This is a genomic window from Streptomyces sp. UH6 (assembly GCF_013421635.1).
In the GTDB taxonomy this organism is placed as follows: domain Bacteria; phylum Actinomycetota; class Actinomycetes; order Streptomycetales; family Streptomycetaceae; genus Streptomyces; species Streptomyces abyssomicinicus.
The window spans coordinates 1-6,333 of record NZ_JACADT010000276.1 but is presented as its reverse complement, the minus strand read 5'-3'; the positions used below and the strand labels follow the sequence as shown (position 1 = coordinate 6,333).

At 74.9% G+C, this 6,333-nt stretch carries 7 protein-coding genes and 1 pseudogene; 2 read left to right on the top strand and 6 right to left on the bottom strand.

Translation table 11 applies throughout. The features are described from left to right. Positions 1-282, bottom strand: a pseudogene (locus HW445_RS33545) (type 1 glutamine amidotransferase); the annotation flags it as partial. Between the two features lie 206 nt (positions 283-488). Between HW445_RS33545 and HW445_RS15270 the strand changes: the two are divergent. Then, positions 489-1,535, top strand: a complete 1,047-nt coding sequence (locus tag HW445_RS15270) for a phosphotransferase family protein (protein ID WP_180221565.1) — start codon at positions 489-491, stop codon at positions 1,533-1,535. Here the strand turns inward: HW445_RS15270 and HW445_RS15265 are convergent. Both HW445_RS15265 and HW445_RS15260 read right to left on the bottom strand, forming a co-directional pair. Then, positions 1,525-2,538 (bottom strand): zinc-binding dehydrogenase, encoded by a 1,014-nt coding sequence (locus HW445_RS15265; RefSeq protein WP_180221564.1) that lies wholly within the window; start codon positions 2,536-2,538, stop codon positions 1,525-1,527. The genes HW445_RS15270 and HW445_RS15265 overlap by 11 nt on opposite strands. A 97-nt stretch (positions 2,539-2,635) precedes the next feature. Next, entirely contained in the window at positions 2,636-3,280 is a 645-nt protein-coding gene (locus HW445_RS15260; protein ID WP_180221563.1) for a class I SAM-dependent methyltransferase, read from the bottom strand. 42 nt (positions 3,281-3,322) lie between these two features. Here HW445_RS15260 and HW445_RS15255 point away from each other — a divergent pair, with 42 nt between their 5' ends. Continuing rightward, on the top strand, positions 3,323-3,775 hold the full coding sequence (locus HW445_RS15255; RefSeq protein WP_180221562.1) for a flavodoxin family protein: 453 nt from the start codon (positions 3,323-3,325) through the stop codon (positions 3,773-3,775). Between the two features lie 82 nt (positions 3,776-3,857). Here HW445_RS15255 and HW445_RS15250 read toward each other — a convergent pair whose 3' ends face one another. From HW445_RS15250 to HW445_RS15240, 3 genes are all read right to left on the bottom strand, one after another. Next, positions 3,858-4,238, bottom strand: coding sequence for a hypothetical protein (locus HW445_RS15250; RefSeq protein WP_180221561.1), 381 nt, complete (start codon positions 4,236-4,238; stop codon positions 3,858-3,860). 140 nt (positions 4,239-4,378) lie between these two features. Beyond that, positions 4,379-5,521 (bottom strand): DNA polymerase III subunit beta, encoded by a 1,143-nt coding sequence (gene dnaN, locus HW445_RS15245; RefSeq protein WP_180221560.1) that lies wholly within the window; start codon positions 5,519-5,521, stop codon positions 4,379-4,381. Positions 5,522-5,672: 151 nt separating this feature from the next. After that, positions 5,673-6,333 (bottom strand): DNA glycosylase AlkZ-like family protein (locus HW445_RS15240; RefSeq protein WP_180221559.1); only part of this gene is annotated, 661 nt, incomplete at its 5' end.

The following is a 6,333-nucleotide window of genomic DNA, read 5'->3' as shown; positions in this document are numbered from 1 at the left end:
CAGGCAGACCCCGAAGTAGGGCCGTCCGTCCTCCAGCGCCTGCCGGGTCAGCGCGCGGACGGCGGGAAGCCAGGGTGCGCGGACGTCGTCGTCCGGCATGAAGGGGCCGCCGAGGACCACCAGGGCGGCGTGGCCGCGGGCGGCCCGGGTGTCCGGGACCGCCGCGCCGGTGTGGGCCTCGATCACCTCACAGCCGAGGCCCGCCTCGTCGAGCCAGTCCCCCCAGCGGCGGGGGCCTCCCCCGGGGAAGTTCTGGATCACGAGGGCGGTGGGCGCGGTCATGGGTGTCCCTTCGACACGGCGGGCTCGGGCGCGGCCGGCCTGCGGCGGGGTGATCCCTACCCTTGACGGGCTCCGGTCAGTGCTGAGGGCACCGTCGGGTGCGCTCGACGGAGGCGGGGACGGAACGCTTCTTCCCCTGCCCCGGCCCGGGCTGTCAGGATGGCGGGGCCATCGGCGCGGGGTGGCGAGCCCAAGGGGGATCGAACATGTCGGAGCCCGTCGAGGACGAGCGGCGCCGTGCGCGCCTGGTGGCGGCCCTGGAGGACGCCGGGGTCGGCCGGGACCGGGTGGCCGGCTGCCGGAAGCTGGACGGCGGCACCTTCAGCGCCGTGTTCGGCGTGCGGACGGTGGACGGGGACGGCCTGGTGGTGAAGCTCGCGCCCGGCCCGGGTGATCCGGTGCTGCGCTACGAACGCGGCATTCTCGGCACGGAGGCCTGGTACCTGCGGACGGCCCGCGAGAGGACCTCTGTCCCGGTCGCGACGGTGCTGGCCGTGAGCGCGCGGGACGAGGATGGACCCGGGGATCACCTGGTGACGTCCGAGTGCCCCGGAGTGCCCTGGGACAGGCTCGCGCGGGAGCTGGACGCCGGGGCGTGGGCGCGGGTCCGGGCGGAGCTCGGGGGGCACATGGCCCAGCTGCACGCCGTGACCGGCACGGAGGGATTCGGGTACCCGGCGCTCCCGTTCGGCCCGTTGCGCCCGAGCTGGCGGGAGGCGTTCCTGGAGATGGTGGACGCGGTGCTGGACGACGCCGGGCGCTTCGCGGTCCCCCTCCCCCGGCCGGCGGAGGAGATCCGGGCGGTGATCGCCGCCGAGAGTTCCGTGCTCGACGAGGTGACGGTGCCCCGCCTCGTGCACTGGGACCTGTGGGACGGCAACATCCTCGCCGAACCGCGGCCCGCAGGGCCACGGATCACCGCGCTGATCGACGCGGAACGCGCCTTCTGGGGCGACCCCCTGGCGGAGTTCGTCTCACTGGCCCTCACCCACGACATCACCGTGGACGACGCCTTCCTGAACGGCTACCGCGCCGCCGGCGGCTCGGTGGACCTCGACGCGTCCGCCCGCAACCGGATCGCCCTCTACCGCGCCTACCTCTACCTGATCATGTGGGTGGAGGCCCGCCCCCGCCGGTTCGACGCGGCGACCCTCGACTGGCTGGGGCGGGAGGTGCTCACGCCGCTCGCGGCGATGCTCGACGCCTGGCACCGGGGGGAGGGCCCGGTGGCCCACTGGTGGTCTACGGGATGAGCACCAGGCGGATGGGGTTGCCCTTCTTGGACTCCAGGGTCTCCACCGCCTGAGCCGCGTCGGCGAGCGGCAGGGTGCCGCTGACGGAGCGCGAGAAGTCCAGCCGGCCCAGTTCGACCAGGCGCACCAGGTCCGCCACGTGCCGCGGCTCCGAGCCGTAGTGGCCCAGGATCCGCTTGCGCGCGTACTGGAACCGTCCGTCGTTCTCGACCGTCAGCGCCCCTCCGCTGATGCCCACCAGCACCAGCCGGCCGCCGGTCCCCAGGGCCCGCAGCGCCTGGTCGCGGACGGGCGCGACGCCCGCGAAGTCGATGGCCGCGTCCAGCCCCGCGCCCCTGGTGGCGGCGGCGATCCTGGTGTCGAAGTCCGGGTCCGCAGGGTCCAGCGCGAGGTCCGCGCCGAACTCCAGGGCCCGTTCACGGGCCGCCTCCACCGGGTCCACGGCGACGATCGGCGCCGCTCCGGCGAAGCGCAGCAGCTGCACGCCGTGCGCGCCGAGGCCGCCGATGCCCCAGACGCCGACCGCCTCGCCCGCCTTGACCTGCCCGGTCCACTCGACGGCGGCCCAGGGGGTGGACACGGCGTCCGGGATGACGGCGGCCTGCTCGAACGGCAGGCTGTCGGGGATCGGCAGCAGTACCTCGGCGGGCGCGACGACGTACTCCGCCCAGCCTCCGTCGTAGTCGACGCCCATGGTCCACACGACCTCGCCGACGCGCTTGCCCGCGCCGACGATCACCCGGGTGCCGGGTTCGGCACCGGTGACACCCTCGCCGGGCACGTCGACCTCGCCGGCCACCTCGTGCCCGAGCGTGACCTCGTCCCCCTGGAGCAGCATCGGGCGGAGCAGGCCCTCGATCAGGTGGACGTCGGAGAGGCAGACACCCGCGGCGCGGACCCGCACCCTCACCTCCCCCGGTCCCGGATCGGGCAGCGGCACCTCCTTGACCTCGAACGTCCGGGTGGCGAAGTTCATCCGGCCCGCCAGCATGGTGCGGCTCATGGAGTGCGTCCTTTCCCGCTGCGGTCGTCGTTCTCCTGGGACACACTCCCGTGTACCCAGTCCGGCGGCGACCGCTGCTCCCGGTCCCGAACGGCTCTCAGTCCCGCACGCAGTGCAGGTAGAGGTGCGGCTCCGGCTCGGCGTCGGGGTGGGCGGGGGTGAAGAGGGCGGACGTCTCCTCGACCACGGTGAGGCCCGCCCGCCGGGCCAGGTCCGCGAACCCGGCCGCCGCGAAGCTGCTCACCCTGACCGGGTGCCCCATGAAGGCGTGCGGGACGTCGTCCGCGTCCACCGGCACCGTGGCCAGCACCGCGGCGCCGCCCGGCCGCACGGCGCGGGTGAGGCGCCGCACCAGGCCGTCCTGCTCGCCGCGGGTCATCTGCAGCAGCGAGAAGTACACCGTGACGGCGTCGAACGAGGCGTCCTCCAGCGGCATCCGGCGGGCGTCGGCGAGGCGGAACCGGGCCTTGGGCACCTGCCGGGACGCCAGGTCGACCATCACCGGCGAGACGTCCACCCCCAGCACGTCGTGACCGGCCCCGGCGAGGACCTCGGCGGTGGGCCTGCCGGTGCCGCTGCCCACGTCGAGGACACGGCTGCCGGGCCGCAGCCGGTCCAGCAGCCACCTCAGCGAGGCGTGGTGCGCCTCGGAGCCGGCGAACGCCTTCTCGTAGTCGGCCCCCAGGGCGTCGAAGAGTGCTTCGGGGCGGGGGCGGGCGGTGCCGCCGTCGGCGTCGGTCATGGCGGCATCGTCGCACCGGGCGCCGAGGAGGACAATGGCGCCGTGGCTACCTTGCTGATCGTGCATCACACACCCTCGCCGAGCTGCCAGGCGATGTTCGAGGCGGTCCTCTCCGGGGCGACCGACCCGGAGATCGAGGACGTGAAGGTCGTCCGGCGGGCCGCGCTGGCCGCGACCGCCTCGGACGTGCTGGAGGCCGACGGCTATCTGCTCGGCACCCCGGCCAACCTCGGCTACATGTCGGGGGCCCTCAAGCACTTCTTCGACCAGGTCTACTACCCCTGTCTCGACGCCACCCGCGGCCGGCCGTTCGGCTACTACCTGCACGGCAACAACGACGTGACGGGCGCCGCGCGCGCCATCGAGTCGATCACCACCGGGCTGGGGTGGAGACGCGCCGCCGAACCGGTGACCGTCACCGGCGACCCGGGCAAGGCGGGGACCCAGGCGTGCTGGGAGCTGGGCGCGACGGTCGCGGCCGGGCTGACGGACTGAGGCCCGGCCGACGGACCGGGCCCGGTGGCCGGGACCGCCCCCGGTCACCGGGCTGCCCGGTCCCCCGTCCCGCGTGCCCGGTTCAGCACTTCTCGTCGGTGCGGACCACGCCGAACTGGTACACCTCACGGCCGTTCGTCCCGCTGAGCTGGTGGACCGTGCAGAGCTTCCACTCCACCGGGTTCTCCACCGGCCGGTCCGCCCCACCGGCGTCGGTGAGCCGGACGTCCACGTCCGATCCGAGCTGCTCCATGGCGCGCTGGGCGTTGCCGCCCTCGAAGTCGGCGGTCCGGTCGGCCAGGGTGCTCAGCACCTCGGGGGTGGCCGCCACCGGGGAGCCGGAGGCGGCGGGGGTGTCGGCCTCGCCGACGGACGGGGCCGCGCACGCCGTGGCCCCCAGGAGCGTGAGGACGAGTGCGGCGGCCGATCGGGGGACGGTGGTGCGGGTGACGGTGGGTCGCATGATGCCTCTCGGACAGCGGCCGGGCCGGCCGGACGTCGTTCGGTGTCCCTCCACCGGTCCGATGATCCTCCCGGCCGGTCGGGGAGATCGAACTCTACGCCCGTCCGGCCGCCCTCCCCCGGGCAGGGGCGCCGAGGCGATCAGCTCAACTGGCGGACGGACATCAGCAGATGACGGTGCGTCACCTCGGTGGCGTCGCTCTCCCCGCTTCCCGGGACTCCGCCCAGCAGGGCGCGCTGCCCGGGGCCCAGCAGTTCGAACCGGATCCGCTGCGAGGTGAAGGACTGGAGGGCGTCCAGCAGGTACTGGGGGTTGAAGGCGACCGAGACGTCCCCGCTCGCGGCGAGGGTGGCCGCCATCCGCTGCGAGGCCACGTCGTCCTCGTAACCGGCCTGCAGCAGCACTGCGCCGTCCACCGAGAAGTCCATGCGTATCGGGCTGTTGGGTTCGGCCACCACGCCCACCCGGCGCACCGCCTCGGTCAGCGGCTCGCGCTCCACCTCGGCCACGGCGGGGCCGTCCAGGGAGAAGAGCTTGTCGTAGCGGGGCAGCCGCCCGTCCAGCAGCCGCAGGGCGCTGCGCATGCCGGCGGTCTCGAAGGAGACCAGGCCGCTGCCGCCGTGCGGGTCGAGGCCCACCCGCAGCGTTCCGGAGCGGGACACGGCACGCGCCAGATCGGTCAGCCGACGCCCGGGGAGCACGATCTCCAGGGTCTCCACGGCGGCGTCCGGCTCGGGCTTCCAGGGCAGGGAACGTACGGCGTAGCGGTAGCGGTCGGAGGCGGAGAGGGTCAGTGTCTCCCCCTCCGTGCGGAGCTGTACCCCGGTGAGCACGGGCAGGGTGTCGTCCCGCCCCGCGGCGATCACCACCTGGCCGAGCGCGGCCGCGAACTCCGCCGCGTCGACCTGGCCCCGGACCGCGGGGAGGGTGGGGAGCGCCGGATACTCCTCCAGGGGGAGGGTGGACAGGCCGAAGCGGGTGCCGCCGCCGTCCACGGTGAAGCGGGAGCCCTCCAGCGCGCAGCCGACCCTGCCCTCGGGCAGCACCTTGCAGATGTCCGCCAGGCGGCGCCCCAGGACCAGGACGCGGCCGTCGACGGCCGTGTCGGCGGGGGTGTCGATCTCGGCGAAGGCCTCGTGGTCGAAGCCGGAGATCCTGAGCCGGCCGGCCCGGGCGTCCAGCAGCAGGCCGCCCAGGACGGGCACCGTGGAGCGCGCGGGCAGGGACCGCGCCGCCCGGGCCACGGCTTCCGCCAATGTGCTCCGCTCGATCGTGAACTCCATCGCGCCCATCCTCCGTCGGTCGTCGTTCCCCGGTGGCGTCCACGCTAGAGGGCACCACCGACAACGCGGCCCGGCGTCGGCGGGGCCGGGGTCCGGCGGCCGGCGGCTCTCCGGTCCGGGGCCGGGCGGAAGGCGGGACCGCGGTGACCGACTACCCCTTCGCCGCCGCGAGTTCGTCCTCCAGCCAGGTGCGCCCCCGCGTCCTGGGGGTGATGCGGGTGCCGTCGAGGAGGGCGGTGAGCCGGTCGGCCTCGGCCCGGACCGCGGCGCGGGCCCCGGCTCCGACGTCCTCGAGGAACCGGTGGACGACCCTGCCGCGGTCGTCGGTGGTCCAGCCTCCGACGACACGGCCGTTCCACCAGACGGAGGGGCCGATGTTGCCCGCCCGGTCGAACAGTTTCGGGCCGTGCGGGCCGAGGAACCACTCGCGCCGCCGCCATCCCATGGGGGTGGGGTCGAGGGCGGGCAGCAGCGCCGCCCAGGGCTCCGGCTCGGGCACGTCCTCCTGGTCGTCGGCGAGCAGCAGCCCGGGGGTGCCGTCGAGGTCGGCCTCCACCAGGTCCAGGCCGGCCAGGGCCTGCCGGGTGCGGGTGCGGGTCCAGCCCGTCCACCACTGCAGGTCCTCCGCGGGGGCGGGCCCGAACGACCGCAGCCACAGCCGGGCCAGCTCCGTCGCCGCCTCGGCGTCGGGGAGGTCGGCCAGTCCTCGCGGACACCACCGTTCCAGCGGCGACCACCGGTACTGGTGGGAGGTCCAGGATCCGCGGGGCCGTCCGCGCACGGCCCGTCCGTCGGCGGCCAGCAGGAGCAGC